General features: G+C 62.1%; 19 protein-coding genes. 7 read left to right on the top strand and 12 right to left on the bottom strand.

The features are described 5' to 3' along the window. Positions 1-20: 20 nt before the first annotated feature. From P3T24_RS24060 to P3T24_RS24045, 4 genes are all read right to left on the bottom strand, one after another. On the bottom strand, positions 21-1529 hold the full coding sequence (locus tag P3T24_RS24060) for an efflux transporter outer membrane subunit (RefSeq protein ID WP_429438475.1): 1509 nt from the start codon (positions 1527-1529) through the stop codon (positions 21-23). Continuing rightward, positions 1522-2709, bottom strand: a complete 1188-nt coding sequence (locus tag P3T24_RS24055) for an efflux RND transporter periplasmic adaptor subunit (protein ID WP_429438473.1) — start codon at positions 2707-2709, stop codon at positions 1522-1524. Before P3T24_RS24055 ends, P3T24_RS24060 begins: the two co-directional genes overlap by 8 nt. After that, entirely contained in the window at positions 2699-5890 is a 3192-nt protein-coding gene (locus P3T24_RS24050) for an efflux RND transporter permease subunit (RefSeq protein WP_074268077.1), read from the bottom strand. The genes P3T24_RS24055 and P3T24_RS24050 overlap by 11 nt, the downstream gene beginning before the upstream one ends. A gap of 315 nt (positions 5891-6205) precedes the next feature. Further along, entirely contained in the window at positions 6206-6982 is a 777-nt protein-coding gene (locus P3T24_RS24045) for a DeoR/GlpR family DNA-binding transcription regulator (protein WP_429438471.1), read from the bottom strand. A gap of 194 nt (positions 6983-7176) precedes the next feature. Between P3T24_RS24045 and P3T24_RS24040 the strand changes: the two genes are divergently transcribed. From P3T24_RS24040 to P3T24_RS24025, 4 genes are all read left to right on the top strand, one after another. Continuing rightward, positions 7177-8193: a 2-keto-3-deoxygluconate permease gene (locus P3T24_RS24040; RefSeq protein WP_429438468.1), complete on the top strand. Its 1017-nt coding sequence runs from the start codon at positions 7177-7179 to the stop codon at positions 8191-8193. After that, positions 8190-9455: a four-carbon acid sugar kinase family protein gene (locus P3T24_RS24035; protein WP_429438465.1), complete on the top strand. Its 1266-nt coding sequence runs from the start codon at positions 8190-8192 to the stop codon at positions 9453-9455. Before P3T24_RS24040 ends, P3T24_RS24035 begins: the two co-directional genes overlap by 4 nt. 53 nt (positions 9456-9508) lie before the next feature. Continuing rightward, positions 9509-10510: a 4-hydroxythreonine-4-phosphate dehydrogenase PdxA gene (gene pdxA / locus P3T24_RS24030; protein WP_074269388.1), complete on the top strand. Its 1002-nt coding sequence runs from the start codon at positions 9509-9511 to the stop codon at positions 10508-10510. A gap of 259 nt (positions 10511-10769) precedes the next feature. After that, positions 10770-13124, top strand: coding sequence for an LPS-assembly protein LptD (locus P3T24_RS24025; protein WP_429438463.1), 2355 nt, complete (start codon positions 10770-10772; stop codon positions 13122-13124). 45 nt (positions 13125-13169) lie between these two features. Here P3T24_RS24025 and P3T24_RS24020 read toward each other — a convergent pair whose 3' ends face one another. Next, entirely contained in the window at positions 13170-13544 is a 375-nt protein-coding gene (locus P3T24_RS24020) for a hypothetical protein (RefSeq protein ID WP_074268081.1), read from the bottom strand. Positions 13545-14002: 458 nt separating this feature from the next. On the opposite strand from P3T24_RS24020, the gene P3T24_RS24015 reads away from it, so the two are divergent. Further along, positions 14003-15160: a porin gene (locus tag P3T24_RS24015; protein ID WP_429409735.1), complete on the top strand. Its 1158-nt coding sequence runs from the start codon at positions 14003-14005 to the stop codon at positions 15158-15160. A gap of 76 nt (positions 15161-15236) precedes the next feature. On the opposite strand, the gene P3T24_RS24010 is transcribed toward P3T24_RS24015, so the two are convergent. The 3 genes from P3T24_RS24010 to P3T24_RS24000 all read right to left on the bottom strand — a co-directional run bounded on the left by P3T24_RS24010 (position 15237) and on the right by P3T24_RS24000 (position 18785). Beyond that, positions 15237-15863 (bottom strand): LysE family translocator, encoded by a 627-nt coding sequence (locus P3T24_RS24010; protein WP_429438460.1) that lies wholly within the window; start codon positions 15861-15863, stop codon positions 15237-15239. Positions 15864-15975: 112 nt separating this feature from the next. Next, positions 15976-17178 carry an EAL domain-containing protein gene (locus P3T24_RS24005; RefSeq protein ID WP_429438457.1) on the bottom strand — a complete coding sequence of 401 codons (1203 nt, stop codon included), beginning with the start codon at positions 17176-17178 and terminating at the stop codon, positions 15976-15978. An 86-nt stretch (positions 17179-17264) separates the two neighbouring features. Next, positions 17265-18785 carry a diguanylate cyclase gene (locus tag P3T24_RS24000; protein WP_429438455.1) on the bottom strand — a complete coding sequence of 507 codons (1521 nt, stop codon included), beginning with the start codon at positions 18783-18785 and terminating at the stop codon, positions 17265-17267. A 470-nt stretch (positions 18786-19255) separates the two neighbouring features. Between P3T24_RS24000 and P3T24_RS23995 the strand changes: the two genes are divergently transcribed. Continuing rightward, positions 19256-19777 (top strand): dihydrofolate reductase family protein, encoded by a 522-nt coding sequence (locus tag P3T24_RS23995; RefSeq protein WP_429438453.1) that lies wholly within the window; start codon positions 19256-19258, stop codon positions 19775-19777. A gap of 160 nt (positions 19778-19937) precedes the next feature. Beyond that, positions 19938-21131, top strand: a complete 1194-nt coding sequence (locus tag P3T24_RS23990) for an MFS transporter (RefSeq protein WP_429438450.1) — start codon at positions 19938-19940, stop codon at positions 21129-21131. 2 nt (positions 21132-21133) lie between these two features. Here P3T24_RS23990 and P3T24_RS23985 read toward each other — a convergent pair whose 3' ends face one another. The 4 genes from P3T24_RS23985 to P3T24_RS23970 form a co-directional block, all read right to left on the bottom strand. Continuing rightward, positions 21134-22459, bottom strand: coding sequence for a type II toxin-antitoxin system HipA family toxin (locus tag P3T24_RS23985; RefSeq protein ID WP_429438447.1), 1326 nt, complete (start codon positions 22457-22459; stop codon positions 21134-21136). 2 nt (positions 22460-22461) lie between these two features. After that, positions 22462-22899: a helix-turn-helix domain-containing protein gene (locus tag P3T24_RS23980; protein ID WP_429438445.1), complete on the bottom strand. Its 438-nt coding sequence runs from the start codon at positions 22897-22899 to the stop codon at positions 22462-22464. Positions 22900-23048: 149 nt separating this feature from the next. Continuing rightward, positions 23049-24305, bottom strand: coding sequence for an MFS transporter (locus tag P3T24_RS23975; RefSeq protein WP_429409730.1), 1257 nt, complete (start codon positions 24303-24305; stop codon positions 23049-23051). Between the two features lie 135 nt (positions 24306-24440). Next, positions 24441-25367 carry a LysR family transcriptional regulator gene (locus P3T24_RS23970; protein WP_429438442.1) on the bottom strand — a complete coding sequence of 309 codons (927 nt, stop codon included), beginning with the start codon at positions 25365-25367 and terminating at the stop codon, positions 24441-24443. Between the last annotated feature and the right edge of the window lie 32 nt (positions 25368-25399).

The following is a 25399-nucleotide window of genomic DNA, read 5'->3' as shown; positions in this document are numbered from 1 at the left end:
CTGCCGTTGGTCCGCAGTTTTTACTGCGTTTTGCCGGGTTGCCCTGTCGTTGCGACGAGTTCCGGCGTAGCCGCCACCTGAGCGAGTTCATCGCTCGACCACCCGCCGCCGAGCGCATCGAGCAGTTGCACGTTGGCGCTTAGCTGGCGCGTCTGGATGTCGAGCACGCTGCGCTGTGCGTCGAGTTGAACCGTCTGCGCCTGCACCACGTCGAGGTAGCCCACGGTGCCCTGTTTGTACTGTTGCAGCGCGAGGTCCACTGAGGTCTGCGCGGCGGCCGCGGCGTCCCGTTGCTGGCCAAGCGCCGTTCCCAGATACGACAGCAGCGCCAGGTTGTCCTCGACCTGCTGGAAGGCGGTCAGCACTACGCCGCGATAACGGTCGCCGGCCTCTTCGGTGGCGGCCTTGGCGGCATCCAGTTGCGCACGGCGCAAGCCGCCGTCGAAGACGTATTGCACGAGCTGCGGCCCGATGGCCCAGAACAGATTCGGTGCACTAACCAGTCCCGAGTAGGCGGCGCTTTGCACACCGCCTTGCAAGGTCAGCCCGATGTTCGGGAAGTAAGCGGCACGCGCGACGCCAATTTTTGCGTTGGCTTCGGCGACCCGGCGTTCCGCTGCGGCCACGTCAGGGCGCCGTTGCAGCAGTGTGGAGGGCAGGTCGGTCGGAATCGCCGGCAATGCGATGGCGGCGGTCTGTTGTGGCAGGCTGAATTCGGCCGCGGAGGTGCCCACCAGCACCGCGATCGCATGCTCCATCAGCGCGCGCTGCGCAAGGTTCTGCGACAACTGCGACTGTGCCGAGGACAACTGCGTCTGCGCGCGCGAAACGTCCAGACCCGAGACGATGCCGTGGCTGTGCAAGGTCTGCGTGAGTTGCAGGGCCTTCGCGAAGGCCGTCTCGGTCGCGTTCAGCAGGTCGGTTTGCTGGTCGAGACCACGCAGGCGGATATAGCTGTCCGCCAGTTCGACCTCGAGGCTCAGCTTCACCGACGCCAGATCGGCCTTGGTTGCTTGCGCCTCGTCCTTGCCGGCCAGCACGGAGTCGCGCACGCGGCCCCACAGATCGAGGTTGTAGTTGACCTGCGCACCGAGCGTCACGGAGTTGTAGTCGGCGGGCCCGTTGCCGCGCAACGGTGCGGTGTCGGACTGGCGTTCGCGCAACGGTACGGCGTTCGCGCTCACGGTCGGGTACAGCCCGGACTCGACTTGCGCCACGAATGCCTGCGCCTGCGCGTAGTGTGCGTAGGCCGCGCGCAAATCCGTGTTGTTGGCGAGCAGGCGCGTTTCCAGATCGTCGAGCTGCGTGTCGTCGTACATCTTCCACCAGCCGTTGCGGTCTATCTGGTCGGCGGGCTGCGCACTCGTCCAGGGGCCATACGTCTTGTACTGCGCGGCGACCGGGGTGGCCGGAACATCGTACTTCGGCGCGAGCGAGCAGGCGGCGAGCGCGGCGACGCTCGCCAGTACCGCCGGAAGACGCATTGGAGGAAGCGCGGGAAGCCGGACGCTGCGTCGAACCTTAACCATGTGCTGTCGCCTTCTTGTCCGCAACCGTTACGACCTGCACGCTGTCGCCGTCGCTGAGGCCGTCGGGCGGGGTATCGATGATGCGATCGGTCGCAGCGAGACCTGAACCGATTTCCACGGAGTCGCCCAGATCGCGGGCGATCTTCACCGGCTTGAAGTGCACGTGATTGTCCTGGTCGAGCGTGGCGATCACCACGCCGCGGCTGTCGAAGACCACTGCGCTGGCCGGCACGCGTACCGCGTCCGAGGCAACCGGCAAGGTGAACTTGAGGCTGGCGAAGCCGCCCGGCAGCAGCTTGCCGTCGGCATTGTCCACCAGCAGCTGAACCAGCGTCGTGCCGGAATTCGAGTTGACCGAGTCCGCCGCGGCGATCACGTGCGCGGTGAACTGCTGGTCCGGATACTCGGGAACGGTCAGCGTTGCGGTGGTGCCGTTGTGGATGGCCGGTGCATAGTTCTGCGGCACCTGCACGTACACGCGCAACTGCTTGACTTCGGAAACCTCGAACAGCTCCTGGCCCACGCCGCCGCTGCCTGCATTGATCAGTGCGCCGACGTCGGTATCGCGCGCGGTCACCACGCCGTCGAACGGCGCCACGATGCGCGCGAAGGCCTTGGTGGCGACGAGGCGATCGACGTTGGCCTTCGCCGCGGCGACAATCGCGGCCTTCGCCGTGTAGTCGGCCGTGCGTTGATCGACGTCCTGCTGCGCAACGGAATCCGTGCCGCGCAGTGCTTCCCAGCGCTTTGCAGTAGTGCCAGCGACTACGGCATTCGCCTGCGCGCTCTGCAGATCCGCGCGCGCCTGCAGCAACTGCTGATCGAGTTCGGGCGTTTCGATTTCGGCGAGTTGCTGGCCAGCTTTGACGCGTGTGCCGATATCCACATTCCACGATTTCAGATACCCGCTTACCTGCGCGAAAATCGGCGCCCGGGTAAACGCTTCGAGGCGCGAGGGCAGTTGCAGCGACGGACCGTTGGCATCGCGGATCGGCTGGATGACGCTCACGCTCGGTACGGCCTGGGCATCGGTCCAGGTCTTCAGCTTGTGAGCGTCGTCGGCTCTCAGCACGAGACCGGCGGCGACAATGCCGAGCGCAACCAGCAGCGCGACCACGCCGGCTATGCGCAGCGGACGGCGCGAGGGCGGATTAACGGGGAAAGCGGAATCAGACGACATGAGCAGGATCTCCCGAGGCGGGTGCCGGGTTGGACGCACGCCCTGGGCGCGCGTGCACGATACAAAAAATGACGGGGACGAGGAACAGCGATGCGGTGGTAGCGAACAGCAGCCCACCGATCACGGCGCGGCCAAGCGGTGCGTTCTGTTCGCCGCCTTCGCCGAGTGCGAGTGCCATCGGCGCCATGCCGATGATCATCGACAGTGCGGTCATCAGCACCGGACGGAAACGCGTGAAGCCCGCTTCGAGCGCGGCCTTGAACGGATCGCCGTGCTCGGCGAGACGTTCGCGGCAGAAACTGACCACGAGAATCGAGTTGGCCGTGGCCACCCCCATACACATGATGGCGCCGGTTAGCGCGGGCACCGAGAGCGTGGTGTGGGTCGCAAACAGCATCCAGACAATGCCGGCCAGTGCGGCCGGCAATGCCGTGACGATCACGAACGGGTCGGCCCACGACTGGAAGTTGATGACGATCAGCAGATAGATCAGCACCACCGCACCCAGCAGCCCGAACAGCATGCCGGTGAAGGCGCTGTTCATGGTCTGCACCTGACCGAGCAGCGCGACCGACGAGCCCTTGGGCAAGGTGCTGGCGTTGTCGTGCACGATCTTCTGGATGTCGGCCGCCACGGCGCCGAGATCGCGGTCCTGGGTGGTCGCGAAGATCTCGACCATCGGCTGGATGTTGTACTGGCTGACCACTTCGTTGGTGCTGGTGCGTTGCACCGTCGCCAGGCCGCCGAGGATCTGCGAGGTGCTGCCGCCGCGCGCGGTGATCGGCAGGTTTTGTAGCGCGGCAAGCGAATCGAGGCTGTATTGCGGCGTCTGCATCACGATCGGATACGAAATCCCGTTCGCGTTGTTCAACCAGAACGTCGGCGCGACCTGGCTCGAGCCGGCAAGGTTCACCACCATGCTGTTGGTCACGTCGCTCTCGCTGATGCCGACCAGTTGCGCGCGCGTACGGTCCACGTCGACGTTGAAGGTCGGATTGGCATGCGACTGCGCAATGCGCGCATCGACCACGCCCGGCACGTCGCGCACGAGGCGCAGCAGATGGTCCGCGTACGCGAAGTTGGCGTCCAGGTTATTGCCTCGGACCTGCAGATCGATAGGTGCGGGCGAGCCGAAGTTCAGAATCTGGCTGATGATGTCGGCCGGCGGGAACGAGAACGTCACGCCGGGAAATTCGCGCGGCAAGCGCTCGCGCATGAGGCGGACGTACTCGGCGGTCGGCGCGTGGCCTTCGTTGAGCGCGATCTGGATGTCGCCGTCCTGCGAGCCGACCGTGCCGGTGTTGTTGTAGGCGGTATTGATACCGCTCACCGGCAGACCCATGTTGTCGACCACGGCGCCGAGGTCAGCCGGCGGAATGATCTGGCGGACGGCCCCTTCGACATTGGCAAAGATCTGCGCAGTCTTTTCGACCCGAACCCCGACCGGCGCGCGCACGTGCATGAGGATCTGTCCGGCATCCACCGACGGGAAAAAATTGCGGCCGAGAAACGGCACCAGCGCGAACGACACCAGCACAAAGCCGAGGAAGCCGATGACGAACGGACGCCGATGGTTCAGCGCGAGTTCGAGCAGGCCGTGATAACCGGAACGCACCTTTTCGAAGCGCGCTTCGAAGCCGCGCTGGAAACGTCCGAGCGGACCCGGACTCTTTGCCTCATGGCCATGTTCGCCTTGCACGTGCTGCTTGAGCAGGTACTTGGCCATGGTCGGCACCAGCGTTCTCGACAGGATGAACGACGAGATCATCGCGAAGATCACCGCTTCGGCCATCGGCACGAACAGGAAGCGTGCGACACCATCGAGGAAGAACATCGGCACGAACACAATGCAGATACAGAGCAGCGAGACGAACGCGGGCGTCACGATCTGCGCGGCGCCGTCGAGAATCGCGGTCTCCACCTCTTTGCCATGCTCGAGGTGCCAGTTGATGTTTTCAATGGTAACGGTCGCATCGTCGACGAGAATCCCCACCGCGAGTGCGAGGCCGCCCAGCGTCATGATGTTCAGCGTCTCGCCGAGCGCGGACAGGGTGGCGATGGAACCGAGAATGGCGAGCGGAATCGAGGTGGCGATGATGATCGTCGAGCGCCAGCTGCCGAGAAACAGCAGAATCATCAGGCTCGTCAGCACGGCGGCAATCACGCCTTCGCGCGCCACGCCGCTGATGGCGGCGCGCACGAAGATCGACTGGTCGCCGATCGCATCGATCTGCAGGTTATCGGGCCACGAGGCCTTGCCTGCGGCGACCTGTGCCTTGATGCCGGAGATGATCCCCAGCGTCGACACCGAGCCGTTCTTGAGCACCGACATCAGCACCGAACGTTTGCCGTTTACGTGCACGATATTGGTCTGCGGCGGGCTGCCGTCGCGCACGTTCGCCACATCGCGTATATAGACGGTCGTGCCGTTGACGGCCTTGATCGGCAGATCGCCCAAGGCCTTGATCTGCGACGGCGCGTCGTTCAGTTGCAGCGTGTATTCGTAGTCGCCGATTTTCTCCGTGCCGACCGGCGTGATCAGATTCTGGCCAGCCAGTGCATTGGCCACGTCCTGGGCAGACAGGCCGCGCGCCTGCATCGCGGCCGGGTCGACGTCGATCTGCACTTCACGTGTCTTGCCGCCGAACGGGTAGGGGATGGCGGCCCCTGCGACGGTAGTGAGGACCGGGCGCACTGCGTTCAAACCGAGGTCGCCGAGATTCTGTTCGGTCAGTCCTTTACCCGACAGCGCTAGCTGGATGATCGGCACCGTCGAGGCGTTGTAGTTCAGGATCAGCGGCGGCGTGGTGCCTGGCGGCAACTGCCGCAACTGCGTTTGCGCAACCGCGGTCACCTGCGCATTGGCCGTACTGATATTGACGCCCGGCTGGAAGAAGATCTTAATGATCCCGAAGCCTGCGACCGATTCCGCCTCGATATGCTGGACGTCGTTCACGGTGGTCGTCAACGTGCGTTCGAATGGCGAGGTGATGCGGCCGACCATCTGGTCCGGCGGCAGGCCCGTGTATTGCCACACCACGCTGATGACCGGAATCCTGATGTCGGGGAAGATGTCGGTCGGCGTCTTGACGGCCGACAACGGACCGATGATCAGGATAAAGATCGCGAGTACGACGAAAGTGTAGGGTCGCCTAAGGGCAATGCGGACTAGGCCGAGCATGACAATTCCAGGACTTGGAAAAACGTAGAGGTGGTTTGCAATTTATTAAGCGCTTGCGCAATGAAACCTAAAGCGCGAATGTACACAAGGCCCGGGAATTCTGCTGAACGTCAAAAACGCATTGCAGGTTTCTGAACGCCGCTAACCGGGCCATTGCTCTCGCCGGCCTGTCGCGCAAAAATGCCGCGATGACCGGCGCAGACCAGCACCTTTCCCCCTGCGCGCCGGAGAGCCGACGCAGAGTACCGGGCGAGAAGGCGTTATATAAGAGACGGTTTTCGCAAAACAGTCATGCACGAAACGGCAAGAAAACGCTTAGCCTTTTTGCGGTGCCGCTGTTTCGATAGTCACTTCGCCGCGCAACGCGAACTGTTCCATCACCGGCGCGTCGGGCCGGGCATCGGTGACGAGCGTCCAGTCGCGCTCGAGGGGAGTCCAGTGCTGCTGGTTCGCGCGGTCCAGTTTGTTCGACGTCACCAGCACGAAGACATGGGCGGCCTGCCTGATGATGCACTCCTTCAGATAAGCCTGCTCGGCGCTCGCCTCACACAGTCCGCGACCGGCGACGACGCCGTCGGCCCCGAGAAACGCCTTGTCTACCGAGACGCGGCTCAAGGCGAGCTGCGCAAGCGGCCCCAGCGTGCTCATGCTGGTGGGACGCAGATCGCCGCCTATCAGCGTGACAGGCACCTCGCTTGCCGCCAGCAGGTTGACTGCCAGCAGGTTATTGGTGACGACGCGGATGTTGCGGCGGCCGGCCAGCAGTCGCGCCACTTCGGCGGTGGTGGTGCCGCCGTCGAGAAAAATCGTGTCGCCGTCGTGAACGTGGTTCGCTGCGAGCTGGGCGATCGCAGCCTTTTGCTCGCGAAAACTTTCGCGCCGGCTGTCGAGCGATTCCTCCGGCTCGTGCATGCCGATCGAAGCGGCAGCGCCACCGTACGTGCGCACGATGCGCCGCTCTTCTGCAAGCGCGCGCAGGTCGCGCCGCACCGTTGCTTCGGACATCCCGAAGTGTTCGCACAGCGCGCCGACATCGGTCATGCCGGACAGGACAGCCTGCAGCATCGCCTCGCGGCGGTTGGTAACTTTCATGTCTTCGCCACAAAAATGATCGATTCGGTCATTCTAGTCTTTGCCCGGCCATGCGGGCGAATCAGCAAAATCTTACTGGATTGAAGGGTTATTTGCATCCGGATTGCAGACGATGGCGCTGTGCCGTACACTCTGACTGATCGATGTAGTCAAAATAAATGATTGAATCGGTCAAACACGGACAGGAGACACCCATGGCCCAGATACCTATCAAGCGCGCAATTGAACGCGTCCCCGGCGGAATGATGATCGTCCCACTGCTGCTTGGCGCAGTCGTCGCGACCTTTCTTCCAGGCATGCCGAAGTTCTTCGGCTCGTTCACCAGTGCCTTGTTCACCGGTGCGTTGCCTATCCTTGCAGTGTTCTACGTCTGCATGGGCGCGGCGATCGACATCAAGGCCACACCATACCTGCTCAAGAAGGGCGGTGCGCTATTTGTGGCGAAGGTGGGGTCGGCGATCGTGGTAGGTATGGTGCTGGGGCATTTTCTCGGCGAGCAGCCGGTGCCGTCCGGACTGTTCGCCGGCATGTCGACGCTTGCCGTGGTGGCGGCAATGAACGACACGAACGGCGGCCTCTATATGGCGCTAATGGGTCAATATGGCAAATCTGAAGACGTGGGCGCGTACACCATCATGTCGCTCGAATCGGGGCCGTTCCTCACCATGGTCACCCTGGGCGTGGCGGGACTCTCGGCGTTTCCATGGCAAACGCTGGTGGGCAGCATCCTGCCGCTCGTGGCGGGCATGCTGCTCGGCAATCTCGACCGCGAAATGCGCGAATTTCTCGGGCGTGCGGTGCCGGTCATGATTCCGTTCTTTGCGCTCGCACTCGGCGCCAGTCTCGATCTGCACAAGGTCTGGCAGGCCGGTTTGCTGGGCATTGGTCTGGGCGTCGCCGTGGTGGTCGTAACGGGTATTCCGCTGTACCTGACTGATCGCCTGACAGGCGGCACGGGGGTGGCAGGCGTCGCCGCTGCGAATACGGCCGGCAATGGGGCGGCGGTGCCGGCCTTGATCGCCGCGGCCAATCCGGTCTATGCGGAGGCTGCGAAAAGCGCAACGCTGCTGGTGGCCGCCTGCGTGGTGGTGACGGCGATCCTCTCGCCGATCCTGACCGCGGCCGTCGCAAAGCGCGTAGCAAAGCGGGTAGCAAAAGGCACGAGTGAGAGCAAGGACACGAACCATTCGACAGCAGGAGCCAGGCGGTGAGTCATACGAGTCTTCTGATTCTTGCTGATGACCTGTCCGGCGCCGCGGACTGCGCGATCGCCTTTGCGGGCGCAGGAAGGCACACTGCTGTCACGCTGACGGCCACGCGCGCGATGAGCGGCGCGGACGTGGTCGCCGTGGATACCGACACGCGCCGGATGCCGCCAGCCGAGGCCGCGCATTGCGCCGGTGCGGCCTGGCAGGCGCAGCGCGCGCCGGGGCGCCGTTTGTACAAGAAGATCGACTCCACCTTGCGCGGCAACTGGGCTGCCGAAGTCGCGGCCTTGCAGCCGCTCGCCGGTCTCGCGATCGTGGCGCCCGCTTTTCCGGCCACCGGCCGCACGGTAGACGGCGGCAGAGTGTTCGTGCGCGGCGTGCCGCTCGGCGACACTGAGACCTGGAAACTCGAGCACGCCGGCCAGTCAGCCGATCTGTGGGCGATGCTGGAGTCGGCTGGCCTCACTACCGCATTGCTGGGCGTCGATGGGCTACGCGGTGAGCAGGAGTCCTTGCGTGCTGCGATCGCCAGTGTGGCGCAGAGCGGCACGAAGGCACTGATCGTCGACGCGCACACCGAAGCGGACCTGAGAGCGCTTGCACAAGCGACGCTCGCGCTGGAAGCGCCGTGCTTCTGGGTTGGCTCAGGTGGTCTTGCGCGTGAGCTTGCTGCATTGGACGAGCTCTTCTCCGCTGTACCCGTTGACGCTGCCGAAGCGCACCCCACCACGCACGCTCGTGATGGCGCCGTGCTGATTCTGGTCGGCAGCCTGTCGGCGGTGTCCGCGCAACAGTGTGCGATGCTGCGCGAACGTGCGGGTGTCGACGAGGTGATCGTGCCGCCCGCGGTGTTGCGCGATGGCGCGCTCCACCCGCGGTGGGCAGCGTGGCAGAGCCGCATTGCCGGATACCTCGCTGGCCGCACCGATCTGCTGGCGCGAATTGGCCGCGACGACGCGTTTGATCCGGCCGAAGGCGCCCAATTGTCCGCGGCGCTCGCGGCACTCGTCGCTCCGTGCTTTGAGCATCTCGGCGGCCTGATCGTCACCGGCGGCGAGACCGCGCGCGCCATGCTCGGTGCGGTTGGGATCGAAAGCCTTCGCTTGCTCTCGGAAATCGAGCCGGGTGTGGCGGTTGCGCGTCCGCATGGGCATGAGCATCTTACGGTCGTCACTAAAGCCGGCGCGTTTGGCACCGAGCATGCGCTGTATGGCGCTTACGTTCATCTTCGAGGCCTCGCGGAAGTCACGCGCACGGACTCATGAATCATGGGCCTCATGGCCCACCAACGAACTCACTGAAACTCAGGCAGAACATGATGAGCAACTACCTTCCAGTCATCGGCATCACGATGGGCGATGCAGCCGGCGTGGGCCCCGAAGTCGTGGTCAAGAGCTTGACGCACGAATCGCTCTACCGGCAGTGCCGCCCGCTCGTGATCGGCGACGCGGGGCGTCTCGAAGAGGCCAACCGGATTGTCGGCGGCACGGCAAGCGTACGACGCATCGAGAAGGCCTCGGAGGCGCGCTATGAGCCTGGCATCATCAACTGCATCGATCTCGGCCTGATCCCTGCGGGCCTGCCGTTTGGCACGTTGTCTGCCGTTGCCGGCGACGCTGCCTATCGCTACATTGCGCGCGCCGTCGAGCTGGCCAAAAGCGGTGAGATCGACGCGATCTGCACGGCGCCGCTGAACAAGGAAGCCTTGCATGCGGGTGGCCACAAGTATCCCGGGCACACGGAGATGCTTGCGCACCTCACCGGCATCGACGAAGTGTCGATGATGCTCGTCGCGCCGCAATTGCGTGTGATTCACGTGACGACGCATATCGGCATCATCGACGCAATTCGCAAGATCGAACCGGGCCTCGTACAGCGCACGATCGAGCGGGGTCATGCCACGCTCGTCAAGGCGGGTATCGCCAATCCGCGCATTGCCGTGTGCGGCATCAATCCGCACGCGGGTGAGAACGGCCTGTTCGGCTATGGCGAGGAAGAAGAAAAGATCGTCCCCGCAGTGCAGCTTCTGCGCGAGCGCGGCTGGGACATCGAAGGACCGTTGCCCGCGGACACGCTGTTTTACCGCGCCGGCCGCGGCGACTTCGATCTGGTGGTCGCGATGTACCACGACCAGGGTCACGGCCCGGTGAAGGTGCTGGGCCTCGAGGCGGGCGTCAACGTAACGGTTGGCCTCGATGTGATCCGTACTTCGGTCGATCACGGCACCGCGTTCGATATTGCCGGTAAAGGCATCGCAGACGAACGCAGCATGCTCGAAGCATTGCGTCAGGGCGCTGAACTGGCTACCCGGCGCGCCTGAGATGACAGGCAGGATGAACGGTCGGCTCAAGCGCGCCCTGTAGCGCAGATAAGGATCTGTATCGAACCGGTAACCTGCGAAAGGGCGGTGCGCGCTACCGTGATTGTCTACGCAGAGCGTCGCGCCCCCACGGATTTTTAGGCCCACGAGGGGGCCCGCGCGTATGCGACGGATAAACCCTTGAGCGAAGCCAGAATCATTGTCTGATAGCAGGAAGTTGATCTACCGGCCGCGTGTCCGGCCCGGCAGGGCGGCGCGGTTGCTGCGAAAGTGTCTGCGACGTGCGTCGATCGTCTGGGTGGTGCGTGCGCCGCGCCTTGCGGCCATCGCCGCGGCGGTAGCCAGTCTTACCTGGTCTCAAGCGCACGCCCAGTTGAGCGGTGCGGCCGCGCAACCTCAATCGCTCGACGGCCCATGGGGCCTGCGCTTTGCGCCGCAACTCGAAGAGCATCTGCTGCGGCTCGGCCAGGCAGCGGTCGAATTCGGTCTTGGCGATATGGTCTACGGCGTGTCGGCCACCGGCATCGCGCTAAAGGGCCATGGCGAAATACGCGTGAACGCCACCGTCGTGAAGGGCGATGCCATCTATTACGACGAGGACACGGACGTGGCCGATGCATACGGCAACGTACATGTCGTAAGGAATGGCGACGTGTTCGTCGGCCCCGAGGCGCATCTGAGGATCGATGCGTCGGAGGGCTACATGACTGCACCGAAATATCACTTCAACCTGACGAACGGTTCCGGCAGCGCCGCGCGTATCGACATTGTCGACAACGATCGCTCCGTGATTCACCACGGTACTTATACGGGCTGCCAGTGCGTGGACGATCCCGCGTGGTACGTCAAAGCCTCGCGCTTCGATATCGACAACGGGACGAACGTAGGCGTAGCACGAAACGGCGTGATTTTTTTTGAGGGCGTGCCCATCTTCGCCAGCCCGTGGTTGTCGTTTCCGCTCAACGGCGATCGCCGCAGCGGCGTGCTTCCGCCTACCTTCTCCGTGAGTTCGACGAACGGTGAGGATATCGAGCTTCCATATTATTTCAACCTGGCACCGAACTACGATTTGACCCTGACGCCGCGCTTTCTCTCGAAGCGCGGCGCCATGCTGTCCGAGGACTTTCGCTATCTTTCGCCTGACTACTCGGGAAGCCTGAGCGCTTCGTTTCTGCCGGACGATGAGATCACCAAAACCAACCGTTACGCGATCACCTTCATCCACAACCAGAATCTTGGAAACGGTTTTGGAGCGTACGTGAATTACAACCGTGTGTCGGATTCGAACGTGACCACCGACCTCGCTGAAGGCAGTGCAGTTCCGCTTGCGGCCACCACGGAGTTCCAGCAGGAAGCGGGTTTGACCTATAACGACGGACCGTGGTCGATGCTGTTCCGCGATCAGCACTGGCAATCGTTTACGACCAGTCCGTCGTACAACCGCGAACCGGAAGTCGACGTCAAGTACGCGAAATACAATGTTGCCGGCTTCGATTTCGGCGCGGAGGCCGACGCGACGCGCTTCACCATCGACACTGCGGGCGCCACGGAAGGCAGCCGCCTTGTGTTCAACCCGTACGTCAGCTACCCGATCGTGCATCCGGGTTGGTTTTTTACACCGAAGCTGCAATGGCATTTTGCGGCGTACGATCTGACGTCGATCAGCAGTTCCGCGCCGACCGGTCAACCCAAAACCTTTAGTTACAACGTACCCACCCTCACGCTCGATTCCGGAATGGTCTTCGAGCGCAGCGTCAATCTGTTCGGCACGAGCTACATCCAGACCCTGGAGCCGCGGCTCTATTACGTCTACACACCGTATCGTAATCAGACATTCGCGCCGATCTTCGATACCGCCCAGGCGGACTTTGGTCTTGCGGAGATTTTCACCAGCAACACTTTTGTGGGCGGCGATCGTGTGGCCGATCTGAATCGCCTGACGAGCGGTTTGACGACCCGCTTTATCGACCCTTCGACGGGTGACGAGCGGGCGCGCTTCACCATCGCGCAGGAATACTATTTCACCAATCCCGAGGTGACATTGGTGGAGGATGAACCGGAAACCGATCTGCGTGGCGCTTCCTTGGCGATGGGGACTTCGTTCAAGGTGGGGCGTGATGTCTCGGCAGAGCAGTCGATGGAATACGATGAACGGTATAACCGCATCGACGCCGCGACCGTGGGTTTTACATGGAAGCCTGCGGACCGCGAAGTCGTGAATTTCGGGTATCGCTACATTCGCGATAACACGACAATCGACGATGAACCGGAAAATCAGGTGATCCTGTCGGCTCAATGGCCGTTGACTCGCAACCTCTCTACCGTGGGCCGCTTCAATTACGACATGCTGTCGCATCATCTGATTGCCGGTTTGCTTGGCGTTCAGTATGACGCGCAGTGCTGGTCGCTAAGTCTGGCGGTACAGAAGTACAGCGAAGAGGACGACACGACGGGGGAGCCCACCAGCGGCACACGGGTGTTGCTGCAACTGCAGCTCAAGGGATTTTCGAGGATCGACAACGGCTTGCTTCAGCAGTTTCAGTCGAGCGTCCCGGGCTATACGGCGCTGCCATCCACGGTGCCTGCGGATTCGCGCTTCAGCGATTACCAGTAGGGGTGGCGTGGAGGGGTGCCCGGGCGCTTCACCTCGAACGGAAACTCAATTGGCGGTCGCGCTCATTGCAACCGTCATGGGAAGCTGGACGCTCAATGCCTTCTCCAGTCTGGAGAGGCTCGGCGGTGGCAGGGAAAAGCAAAGCCAACCGAAACCCGTATGCCTTAGCAGAAGGACTGCGCCGTCAACAAGAGGGCCTTTGTCGACGTACCAGCACGGGTCGACTTCAAGCGAATACATCACGGTACGCAGAGGTTGAGGTGGAGGGGCCGGGGGCATCTGCCTGCGGATCTCGCCGAGTTGCGCAATGAGGTCGTCAATTTCGTGAGCATTCAGCAGTGCTGCGTTGTCTCCGATGACAAAGCGGAGTGCAGCGGTTCCGGATACTTGCACGGGTTCGAAAGACATACGTTGGTACATAGAACACCTCCAGATACGTAAAGCATGTTGCTGGTGCCGGCAAAGCATTAGCTGGCTTGCGGAAAGCGATGCAACGTCGCTTCCCGGAAGCCAAGGTCTTCATGCTAGCAACCGCAGATTCCGCTCTGGTTACGGGTATGTTCCACGTCATTACTCGCTTACAGGTTCGTTCTCCGATGATGCGAAGCGAACCTGAAACCGGCCGACTTTATGCCTTCTGATACGTCCCGGATTACAAACTTCGGATCACGAAAGAAAGCGAAAGCCCGCTGTGGTTCGTTGCCAACGATTCGCGCTAAGCGCTGTGAGCTAATAGCGACGTCCGGCAGACGCTGCATAGCCAGCAGGCGGGATATCGAAACGCACAGGCTCGTGTGTGCTGAAAAAATCGGGAGGTTGCCACCGATCCGATCGCAGCGTGCACAGCGTTATTCAAGTTTATCCTCGGAGAACCACAGATGAAAAAGTCCGTTGTGACAATGGCGTTGCTGATGAGCGCCGCCAAGGTCGCTTACGCTCAAAGCAGCATCACGCTGTACGGGATCCTCGACGAATCGGTCCAGTACACACATAACGCTACGTCGACCGGCGGCAATGCGGTCGGGCTCTATTCCGGCAACCTGTCGGGCGATCGCTGGGGTCTTAAGGGCTCGGAAGATCTGGGCGGCGGACTGAAGGCGATCTTCCAGCTGGAAGACGGCTTTAACCTGAACAACGGCAAGATGGGCACCTATAACGGGACCACGTCGGAATTCGGCCGCCAGGCCTATGTCGGTCTGCAGAGCGACAGTTACGGCACGTTTACCGCTGGGCGTCAGTACGATCCTCTCGTGGACCTGGTGCAGGGTATAACGGCCGATAACTACTTCGGCAGCGCGTTTGCGACCGCAGGCGACGTAGACAATTACGACAACAGTTCGCGCACCAACAATTCGCTGAAGTATGTGTCGCCGGTGTTCGGCGGTCTGCAGGTGGAAGGGCTTTACGCATTGGGCGGTACGGCAGGCGCGACCGGGTCGGGACAGACGTGGTCGGTGGCTGCGGCGTACAACAACGGCCCGCTGGCGCTCTCGGCCGGTTACTTCGTAGCGGACAATGCAGACACGACCGCCGCGACGCGAACGGGCTGGTCCTCGACATCGGATGGCACGTTCGATGGTCCCGTCAACACCGGTTATGACACGGCGAAGTCGATCAACATCGCACGCGTCGCCGCGCAGTATGTTGCAGGTCCCTACACGTTCGGTCTGAGCTACAGCAACTCGATGTATAAGGCGGATGCACAGTCGGCGTTCCTCGTGACGGAAAAGTTCAACACGGGGCAAGCCTTCCTGAACTACCAGGCAACGCCGGCGCTGCTGCTAGGCCTCGGTTACAGCTACACGAGGGCGAGCGGCGATACGGGCGCGACGTATAACCAGATTTCGCTGGGCGCGGACTACAACATCTCGAAGCGCACTGACGTGTATCTGGTCGGCGCATGGCAACACGCCAGCGGCGAGCAGTTGAACAGCGACGGCACTGTGAGCAGCGCCGAGGCTTCGATCGGTTCGTATGGTGTGGCAGGAACGAGTTCGCAGGACTTGATCAGTATCGGCATCCGTCACAAGTTCTAACGGGTCAGTCGGGCATCCATACTGAGGGATGCGAAAAGCCGGTCGCCTGCGCGAGCCCAGGTGACCGGCTTCATGCTTACGCTGAACCTGAAAACCGCACCACCTGATGCAACGCTGCCCACGCGAGTGACAGAGAGAACGCAGCCAGAATGATCGACGCGCAACGTTGTACGTGCGCAGGATTAACCCGCTTCAGGCGGCCGCTGCCGAGTCCCGCGCCGAAAGTGATCCATAGCAGGCCGATGGGGACGAGCAGGGCAGTGAAGATCACCATGGCTTCAAGATAGGCGCCGAGGCTCTGGAACACCGCCGCCGGAAAGATGGTGCCGGCAAACAGGATGGCTTTCGGATTGAGCAACGTGGCGACGAACAGGGTACGCAGGCCGATTGTCGCGTGTGTCGACGAAGAAAAGGAGTTCGCCGTCTGCCACATGCGAACCGAGAGGTACGCAAGATACAGGCTGCTCGCGAGCCGCAACAGCGTAGGCAGCCAGGTGAGCGACGTTGCCGCATGTGAAAGAAAAAGTCCCCACGCCGAAATCGACACAAGGTAGCCGGCGAATTCGCCGCCCGTCAGATGTGCCGAGCGCCTCATACCCCGTCGCAGCCCCGCAGTGGCGAGCAAGGTGTTGGTTGGGCCAGGCACGACCAGCACGATAGCGCTGCCTAAAGCCAGCAATGCGGCACTTGAAGTTGAAAGCATTGGATTGACGCGAGCAGAGGTGGATCCAGATTATGTGCGATTGTCGGCGATCTGGAGCGCAATGTCGAACCGTTGCGTTGACGAAGCGCGGAATGCGAGGTCCGGCAGCGCCTCAATAGCTTCCCAGTTCCTCGAAGAGGACGTCGCCGCAAACGACGTACCTGACCCCGCCGCTTTCGACACATGCAGCGAGCGTCACGCAAAGATTCATCGATCCCGAGGTGACATAAGGCTCGCTGACGACGGCCTCGCCTGGATGACTCACCGCGTCTCTGAAGTATGGCCGTTTCGACCAGTTGGCACCCTTGCTTCTTCCGAGCATGGGGAAGCGAGATTGCTTGCGCATCGGGTGGTCGGTCGATTCCACCTGTCTGTCGATCTGTGCGCCGTGTTGATCCAGCAGGAACATGCGAATCGACAGCGGAAGGGCGAGGAAGCGCGGCGCGATATCGGCGAAACTTTCGCCCATGCAGAAGGCGTGCGTGACATCCCGGAACGCCTCCCGGTAGGGCTGCAAGGCCACCAGGTCGGCAATCGGCTTGATCCGCTCGGCGCTGTGAAAGTCTTCCAGCAGGTGTTCGGTGCCGGTCACGACCAACTCGCCGTTCTCGGGCAACGGCGCGGGCCTGCCGAAGTAGTAGCCTTGTGCGAAGTCGGCATCGCAATCGAGGCACAATAGCGCTTCCGTTTCCGTTTCCACGCCTTCGATGGCAACGAGGGTGCCAATTTCATGCAAGAGGCCAACCAGCCGCCGCAGACTGCGTGCATTGCGATGGCTCATCGCCGCCTGTCTGATCAGTTCGCGATCGAGCTTGACCACATCAGGACGCAGATCCCAGACCCGGCTCAGATTGGTTTCGCCGGCGCCAAAATCGTCGAGCGCGATGAGCAGGCCATGTTGCCGTAACTGGTTGGCCACATCGACGAGCGTTTGACTTCTTGGCAGCGGGGTTTCGAGCACTTCGATCGCGAGGCGTGAGGAAGGGATGCCGCAGCCGAGGATGTCCGCAATGAGGCCCGGTCCGTGAACCGGATGAATCAGTACTTCAGGCTGTACATTGATGAACAGAACGCTTTCGTGGTCGGCACGGCGTGCGAACTGACCCGTGTGACAACGCACGCATTCGCGTTCGAATTCGCCGGTGCGATCGACGAGCGCTGCGCGGCGAAACGCTTCGATCGGTGAACAGGGCCTGCCGTTAATCGATGAACGCAGCAACGCCTCATATCCCAGGGGCGTCAGATGGGCAAGAGACACAATGGGCTGAAACGCGCTGTTTACGCTGGGTAGAAGATAAGAATACGCTTCGCTCATCGTATAGCGGTACCCATGGTGAATTCGATTTGCGGTGGCATCAGCCGCCTGTACCGCGCCAGCATGACAAGCACACTATGTCCAATCTAACCAATCCTTTCTCGTAAGTACTCGCGTTGTGGCATTGCCTCGACCCGGTTGCGGCCACTTTCTTTCGCGCGATACAGCGCCTGGTCGGCCGCCTCGACGATCTCGGCGGCTTCGGCGTACGACGATTCGAATACGGTAATGCCTATGCTGACCGTGACGAGCTCACCCGTCGGTGTCTCGTTGTGAATATTAAGCGAGCGGACCGCTTCCTGCATCCTTTTCGCCACGAGGCGTGCGCCGTCTTCATCGGTCGACGGAAGGATAGCAGCGAACTCTTCGCCGCCATAGCGTGCGAGCAGGTCGCCGCCGCGCGGCAACATCGATTGCAGGGCGGCCGCGATCGAAATGAGGCATCGGTCGCCGGCCGGATGACCGTAGCGGTCGTTGAGTCTCTTGAAGTAGTCGATATCCACGAGGAGCAACGCAAGCGGCTCCTGATTGCGGACCGCGCGGTTCCATTCGACGATGAGCGTCTGATCGAAATGGCGGCGATTGGCCGCATTGGTGAGGCCATCGGTCAACGCCATCGCTTCGAGCCGGTCGCGGGCCTCGTGCAACTCGTGTTGCACCCGTAAATGACGGCCTTGCAAGGTCGTCATGCGGATGCCGTAGACAACCAGCGCAGTGAACACCCCGACCATGCCTTCGTAGAAATGCCGGCGTATCACGGACATGCTGAGCGCCAGCAGCGCGACGGTATAGAAAATGGGGCTGACGTTTTCGATGAACAGCGCAAGCCGCTTTCTCTGCGCGGGCTGTACCAACTGAAATCGCGGCGAGGTGGGTATCACGGCCACCACAGCCAGAAACAGAAACGGCAGATCGGCCATCAGGTCGATCAGATTGTGCGTGTCGGTCGACACGGCCAGGTCGTTATAGATCCACGCCATGACGCCATAGATCCAGAGAAAGGCGCAGAGGACTTCGTAGAAGCGCCGTTCGTGTCCGCGCGGCTGAGCGACCAGGCGCAACGTGGATGCCACGATGAGAATGACATTCTCGGCCTTGTAGGTCAAAAGCAGCACCGAGATCGAAACAGGCTGCAACTGGGCGCCGGACAGCGGTGTCACGGAAAAGATGGTGACGTAAGTCAGGTAACCGGTCAGCAGTGCCTGGAATCCGTCCAGCCAGACGAAGAAGGGAATCGACTGTTCTGTCGAGACGGATGAAATCGCCAGCAGGATTGGCACGTCGAAGAGGAAGAAGCAGACATCCGAAAAGTAGGCGACGCTGACCGGAATGTGCTGGAAGATGTCTTCCCAGGCGCTGAGCAGCATGCCGCACAACCAGAGGAACATGCCGGCGGCGAGCAGAATCCACGCCGAACGGGATTGGCGCTCGACCGTGGCCACGCGCCAGCCGCAGGCCGCGATCACGAGCGTTGGGCAGAGCAGCAGAAAGGGGTAGGTCAGAACCGCCGCCTGGGAGCGAAAGACGAGCAGCACCAGCGCGTGCAGACAGACGAATGCACACGCGAGCGGCAAGAGAACTTTCAGTAACGGCGACGGGCGGCGCAAGGTTGAACCTCAAGGGCTGAGGAAAGCAGGCGAAAGTCCCCAGGCAGGCGGACGCGGCTCGATGCGGTTCTACCCTGCACAATCGCCGCATTCCGCATAGGCAAACTTACGGCACATGTGAAGAAAACTTGAGCGCGATTATTCAGTTGATCTATGCGATCGCGTGGGGGTGTCCAGCAGGGGCTCGCCAAACGTTTGCGCCTCTTGCTGGTCACGCGGTTCGATGGGATTGGAGCACGTGTCGGGCTTCCACTCATCTGCGGATGTGGGTCGATATTGTTTGAATGAGTTGCAGGCATACAGCAGCGTCCCCCGCCTGTATTTCGCTCGCGATTTTATCGCGAGAATTGTCTGACCAATAATAATTTGCATAACTGTCGATGACACCGTGGCTCGCTGGTTGCGTAAGCTTCGCGTAAAACTGGCAGCGCAGACTTTGCGATGACGCACTGCACATCGAGGGCTCTGCCATGAAAGCTTCCGTCTTTGTCGGAACCAGTCTTGATGGCTTCATCGCCAGGGTCGATGGCTCGCTTGATTTTCTTCCCGAGGGCGGCGGCGAGCCCCACGGTTACGATGAATTCATGGCGACGGTGGATGCGCTCGTCATTGGCCGCAACACATACGAAACGGTACTGGGTTTCGATACGTGGCCCTATGCCCGCAAGCCGGTATTCGTCCTGAGTACTCGCTCGCTGGCGAAAGCGCCCGCCGGCGCACTCGTCGAGCATATCGAAGGATCGCCGGCGGACGTGGTGTCTCTGCTCGAGCGTCGTGGTGTCCAGCATATTTACGTGGATGGCGGGATCACCATTCAGGCGTTTCTGCGCGCGGGTCTCATACAGCATCTGACTGTCACGCGCGTGCCCGTTCTTATCGGAACAGGAATCCCCCTGTTTGGCGAGCTGCTGCGTGACATTGCTCTCACGCATATCGCGACACATCAGTACGCGAGCGGGCTCGTCAAAAGCGAGTATCGGCTGGGCGTTTGATGCCGCGCCTCGCAACGCTTTTTGAGCGTTCAGCGCTATTTCCCGGAATGCGCTAAAGTGCAGGCCGAATTGTGCGCAGCAGCATGCGGCGCGGTCCGCTTTCGATGCTCTTTCCCTATATGTGAGCCTCGAAGCGACGCGGTCGATTTAAGGACAGGTAATGAGCAATATCGGCAACAAAAAACTCCATCCAGGGTGGGTTATCTTCGCGCTTGCCATGGGGGGATTTGCGATCGGCACGACCGAGTTCGCGACGATGAGCCTGTTGCCGTTCTTCTCTCGCGGTCTGGGGATCGATGCGCCCACGGCAGGGCACGTGATCAGCGCCTACGCACTGGGCGTGGTCATTGGCGCGCCGGTGTTTGCGGTGCTGGGAGCGCGGCTGCCGCGCCGCACGCTGCTGATTTCGCTGATGGGTATCTTTGCGCTTGGCAACGGCCTGAGCGCGGTGGCCCCCAACTACCACTGGATGCTCGTGTTCCGCTTCCTGAGCGGGCTGCCCCATGGCGCCTATTTCGGCGTCGCGGCGCTTGTCGCAACCTCGCTGGTGCCGGAAAACCGCCGCACAACCGCGCTCGGGCGCATGTTCCTCGGCCTGACGCTCGCGACCATCGTTGGTGTGCCGATGGCGAACTGGCTGGGCCAGGCGATTGGCTGGCGCTGGAGTTTTGGCCTCGTTGCCTTGATGGGCGTCGTGACGATGACCTTTGTATGGCGGCTGGCGCCGTACGAGCCGGCGCATCCGGAATCGAGCCCGCTGCGTGAACTCGGCGCGCTCAGGCACACGCAGGTGTGGTTGACGCTGGGCATCAGCGCGATCGGCTTTGGCGGCATGTTCGCGGTGTACACGTACCTGGCCGACGTGCTGGGCGAGGTCACTGGCGTCTCGGCGCATGTCGTGCCGATCGTGCTGAGTATCTTCGGCGTGGGGCTGACGATAGGCAATCTGCTGGTGCCGATTCTTGCCGATCGCGCCCTGATGCGCACGGCCGGTGGGATCCTGGTGTGGAGCGCGCTCGCGCTCGCGATATTTCCGCTGGTCGCCGGCAATGTCTGGCTGCTCACGCTGGATGTGTTTCTGATCGGGCTGGGCGGCGCGCTCGGCACGGTGCTGCAGACCCGCCTGATGGACGTCGCGGAAGACGCTCAAGGTCTCGCAGCTGCGTTGAATCACTCGGCATTCAACACGGCTAACGCGCTCGGACCGTTTCTTGGCGGCCTCGCTATCGCGGCAGGGTATGGATGGACTTCGCCGGGATGGGTGGGCAGTCTGCTCGCCCTATGCGGCCTCGCTCTCTGGTTCGCTTCGGTGACGTTGGATCGTAGCCGGTTGCGCAAGCTGTCGCCAGGTTAGCGCTAGCCCAGCTTTTTGCCCAGCCGCCGCATGCCATTGAAAACCGCCTCGGCAAGGTCCAGCGGGAAATCCCGGGGTAGCAGGGCGGCTACCTCGTCGATCACGCCAGGCGTTCGCGCTGCGAGCTCGCCGAGCATCTCCTCGACCTCTGCCGGCGAAAATCCGACGCGTTGCCCCTGAGCGATCCACTGGCGGCGCTGGATCTGGTTGATCAGATAGTGGACGTTCTTGCTGCGCACGGCCATCGCCAGTCTCACCCGCTGTGCGGCAATGTGATTCGCGCCGCGGCCGATGATCGGGTGGGCCGAGAGGACGTCGTAGAGAGGCGTGGACTCGTAACGGTTGCCCGGCAGGTGCGCGATGCTGAAGTTCTTGGCGTGGCCGTCGGTGGCGGCGAGCAGCCAGAACAGGACCTGCGTCGTGAAGAAGTTGCGCCGGTCTTGCATCGAGCGCTCGGAACCGGCGAGCACTTCCATGATTTCCTCTATACCCGGCCCGCCGTCCGCCTGGTACTTGCGAAGCGCGGGCGTGCCGGTTGCCTGACACATATCCTCCTGGGGTAAGCGCAAGATCCAGCGTGCGTCCGCTGATGGTCTGCGGTCGAAGCGTTCGACGATGAGGACCTTCTGTTCTTCGAACGTGGCGATTTCACATTGGGCGACCGGCAACCCATAGGCCGCGACGATTTTCGCGCAGAGCCACTCGTTTTCCACGGAGATCCGCATGTCGGCGCGCATGTTGCCGACGAGCCCCAGCGGCAACTTGAAAATATGCGTTGTCGGCGTGCTGTCCTCGGGTAGCAGCCATTGGCCGTTGTGCCAGAGAAGTGCGGTTTTTTCCTGCGCGCCGGCAATCGACAGGCGCAGATCGTCCACGGGTTCGTGCTGACCCAGTTGAGGTGCCGAGGTTGTGTCGCGTAGAAAGCGGGCGATCTCGGCGTCGTTGAGTGGGCGCCCCCTGATGCTCTGGAGCCCGACGGGCTCTTCGTCCGGCGGCAGCATCTGGATGGCTCCAACGCAGTCACGGCCGAGCGTGGCGAGAAGCTGGAACGGTGCGGTGCCGCCGGTCTGATAACGCCGGGCGATGCGGCGGCGAATGGGCTCGCTATCGGGGAGCAGATTGTCGAAATAGTCCGCGACGACTTCGCCCCGATAGGCCTGATTTCCCGGCGTAAACGGAAGCGACAGCGAAAGCGGGCGACCCTGCGGATGGTCGATCCAGTCGTCCCGATACGCGAGACGCTCGCCGCTGCGGGTTGTCTCCCAATAGCCAACTGGCAACCCGTTCATCCACAGGTTCAACCGGTTCGGTTGCGTGCCGCGCGGCATGGTTACCAGTTTTCCTTTGCCTTGCTGGTTTTACTGGCCTGGCGCTTCGGCCCGGTGTCTTGCTGGGGGCGTGGCGAGGCCTTCGGGACCGCTTTAGCGGGCCCGGCTGTACCGCGCTGCCGGGCGAGACTCATTCCACGCGCGGGCGTTCCCGGTGTTTTAGCCTTCGTGGGCCGGGATGGAACCGTACTTTTTTCGCTGACGGCGGGCTCCGCTGCGCTGGCGGCCGTTTGGGCCAGCACCACTTCGACTTCGAGCACGCGCAGCACCTTGAACAGCCGTTCAACGCTGACGGCCGACGGATCAGCCTCGAGTTGCGCGTAGGTTTGCTGCGTCACGCCGAGGCGGCTGGCAAGCATGGCCTGGGTGAGCCCGGCGGCCTTGCGGAATCCCTGCAGGAGGGGCCGCAACTGGGCAACGGTTTTGACGGGATAATTCACGGGTGGCTCCGTTCCATATCTGAACGTTCATACAGGTTAAAGACTGTAAATCGAACTAACAGTCTATCCTCTGTATTTTGCAAATACAAGCTAAAGACTGTTAATGCAAAATACAGCTGTAAGCCTGTATTCTGGCCAACCGCCACTTCCTATGACTTACGCGCCCAAAGCGCGAGCCCGGCACATGCCACCAGCAAGGAGCCGGTAACGAAAAACACCGAGTGCAGGCCAAGCGCCACACCGATCTGGCCGCCAATCACCGGGCCGATCACTTGCCCGCTAAACTGCGCGGATTGCAGATAACCGAGCATTTGCCCCGTCTTGCTCTCGTCGACCGAGTGTCTGGCCAGCTTGGCGATAGACGGCAGCAGACCGGCGAGCGTCATGCCCATCAGCATGCGCAATCCGGCCAGCTGCCACCATTCGGTGACGAAGGCCTGCGGGATCATCACGAGACCGGTGAGCACGAGACACCCCACGATCACATTCCAGCCGCCGATGCGGTCAGCCAGTGCGCCAAGGCGGGCCGCCGTCAACATGCTGCCCAACGCGGAACACGCCATGACCAGGCCCGCGATACGGGCCAGATGATCCGCCTGCACACCCAGACCGCCGATATACACGGTGATGATCGGCTCGATGGACATGTTCGCAAGCAGCACCATCATCGCCGTGACGAGGAGCGCGGCCACCACGACATGGTTGGTCCGGCGGCCCGGCGTCACGGTCTTGCTGGCAGCACGGTTGCCCAGGTGGTCGGCCGCATTGAAGTCCTCTTTCACCAGAAAGATCGTCAGCAGCGCCGCCACTGCGATCATCGCTCCGCCGGCGAAGAAGGTGCCGCGAATCCCGATCCATTCGGGCAACAGGCCGCCGACCAGCGGCCCAACCAGATTGCCCGCCAGCGCTCCTGTCGACAGTATTCCCAACGCCCAGCCAGCGCGCGCCTTGGGCGCCTGCGAGCCCACCATCACGGTGGAGGCCGAAGAGTAACCGCCCACCAGACCGGCGATCAGACGCAGCGCCACTAACTGGTGGACCGAATGGACCACCCCTATCAGCGACATCACGATGGCCATGCCGATCGCCGCGCGCACCAGCATCGGCTTGCGGCCGTAGCGATCGGCAAGGCGTCCCCACAGCGGCGCGGTCACGGCGGTGCCGAGAAACGTTGCGCCGAAAGCAATGCCCGACCATTGGATCACGGCCGACGTCGATTCGACGCCGAGCTGCCGCACATAGAGCGGCAGAAACGGCAGCAGCATGCTCAGGCTGACGAGCGTGGTGAATGAACCGAATACGCAGACCGCAAGATTGCGTTTCCAGTGATTCTCGTTGCGCTCGGCATAACCGCGCGACGCCGGTTGCTGAACCGGATGCAACAGTGATTGGGCAGGTTGATTCATCTCGTCCTCAAGGCGGCAACCAGGATGTGAGCGCCAGTGATGCGGCACCCTTCTGTCACTCATGGAAGCAGTCTAGATTGAACCGGATAAGGAGAGAATCCATTCGACACGGAAGACATTCTTCCGCCGCATGGTTCAATCGGCGTCTGTAACCAGCTGCATCTGCTTGAAATGACGGCGTAGCCGCGGCGTCGCGAAGTCGACAAACGCTCGCACTTTGGGGACCGAGAGGCGACCCTGCGGCGTCAGAAGATGAATGGGGAGAGGGGCGTGTTCGGCATCGCGCAGGACGAGCTTGAGCGTGCCTTCCTTGACTTCCTGCGCTACGTGGTAGGAGAACATGCGCGTGACGCCGCGACCGGCTACCGCCGAGTCGACCGCCGCCTGGATGGTGTTGACGATAAAACGCGGCGTGAAGTCCACCACGAGCGGAACGGTGGAGCGGCCCGCCGGCGGGAAACTCCACGAATCCAGTCCGAAATGGGTCATCGAAATGATCTGATGGTGCGCGAGGTCGGCCGGCTCATTAATGCGCGGATGTTTGGCGAGATACCGCGGAGAGGCCGCCACCACTCGCCGGACTTCGCCAATCGGGATCGCGATCAGCGTCGAGTCCGCCAGATGCGCGATGCGCAGCGCCACGTCGACACCCTCGTCGATCAGACTCACCGGACGGTCGAGCAGTTGCAGGCGAACCGAGACGTCTGGGTAGCGGTCGATGAAATCGTCGACGATGCCGCGCAGCACGTCCTGACCCGCCGCAACCGGCGCGGTTATCGTCAGCAGGCCGCGCGGCGCCGAGCGCTCATCTGCAACCAGCAGATCGGCTTCCTCGAGTTCGGTGAGGACGCGCCGGCAGGCGGACGCATAGCGTTCGCCCGCTTCGCTCAACTTGATCGTTCGGGTGGTCCGGTGCAGCAGGGCCGCGCCGGTGTGTTCCTCGAGAAAGGCAATCGCCCGGCTCACGGCGGCCGGAGAGCGGCCAAGGCGGCGCGCCGCGCCCGCCAGACTGCCTTCGTCGAGCGTGGCGATAAACACTTTCATCGCGTCGATACGGTCCATGTTGCATCAGAGGGGCGGCGGCGAAATTGCCT

Source organism: Paraburkholderia sp. GAS33, assembly GCF_050436645.1.
GTDB lineage: Bacteria > Pseudomonadota > Gammaproteobacteria > Burkholderiales > Burkholderiaceae > Paraburkholderia > Paraburkholderia phenazinium_B.
This window is presented reverse-complemented; position numbering and strand designations above follow the sequence as displayed.

Bases quoted from the DNA above. Each gene is read 5' to 3' on its own strand.
- P3T24_RS24060 (WP_429438475.1), bottom strand. From the start codon at position 1,529: ATGGTTAAGGTTCGACGCAGCGTCCGGCTTCCCGCGCTTCCTCCAATG.
- P3T24_RS24055 (WP_429438473.1), bottom strand. From the start codon at position 2,709: ATGTCGTCTGATTCCGCTTTCCCCGTTAATCCGCCCTCGCGCCGTCCG.
- P3T24_RS24050 (WP_074268077.1), bottom strand. From the start codon at position 5,890: ATGCTCGGCCTAGTCCGCATTGCCCTTAGGCGACCCTACACTTTCGTC.
- P3T24_RS24045 (WP_429438471.1), bottom strand. From the start codon at position 6,982: ATGAAAGTTACCAACCGCCGCGAGGCGATGCTGCAGGCTGTCCTGTCC.
- P3T24_RS24040 (WP_429438468.1), top strand. From the start codon at position 7,177: ATGGCCCAGATACCTATCAAGCGCGCAATTGAACGCGTCCCCGGCGGA.
- pdxA (WP_074269388.1), top strand. From the start codon at position 9,509: ATGAGCAACTACCTTCCAGTCATCGGCATCACGATGGGCGATGCAGCC.
- P3T24_RS24020 (WP_074268081.1), bottom strand. From the start codon at position 13,544: ATGTACCAACGTATGTCTTTCGAACCCGTGCAAGTATCCGGAACCGCT.
- P3T24_RS24015 (WP_429409735.1), top strand. From the start codon at position 14,003: ATGAAAAAGTCCGTTGTGACAATGGCGTTGCTGATGAGCGCCGCCAAG.
- P3T24_RS24010 (WP_429438460.1), bottom strand. From the start codon at position 15,863: ATGCTTTCAACTTCAAGTGCCGCATTGCTGGCTTTAGGCAGCGCTATC.
- P3T24_RS24005 (WP_429438457.1), bottom strand. From the start codon at position 17,178: ATGAGCGAAGCGTATTCTTATCTTCTACCCAGCGTAAACAGCGCGTTT.
- P3T24_RS23995 (WP_429438453.1), top strand. From the start codon at position 19,256: ATGAAAGCTTCCGTCTTTGTCGGAACCAGTCTTGATGGCTTCATCGCC.
- P3T24_RS23990 (WP_429438450.1), top strand. From the start codon at position 19,938: ATGAGCAATATCGGCAACAAAAAACTCCATCCAGGGTGGGTTATCTTC.
- P3T24_RS23985 (WP_429438447.1), bottom strand. From the start codon at position 22,459: ATGCCGCGCGGCACGCAACCGAACCGGTTGAACCTGTGGATGAACGGG.
- P3T24_RS23975 (WP_429409730.1), bottom strand. From the start codon at position 24,305: ATGAATCAACCTGCCCAATCACTGTTGCATCCGGTTCAGCAACCGGCG.
- P3T24_RS23970 (WP_429438442.1), bottom strand. From the start codon at position 25,367: ATGGACCGTATCGACGCGATGAAAGTGTTTATCGCCACGCTCGACGAA.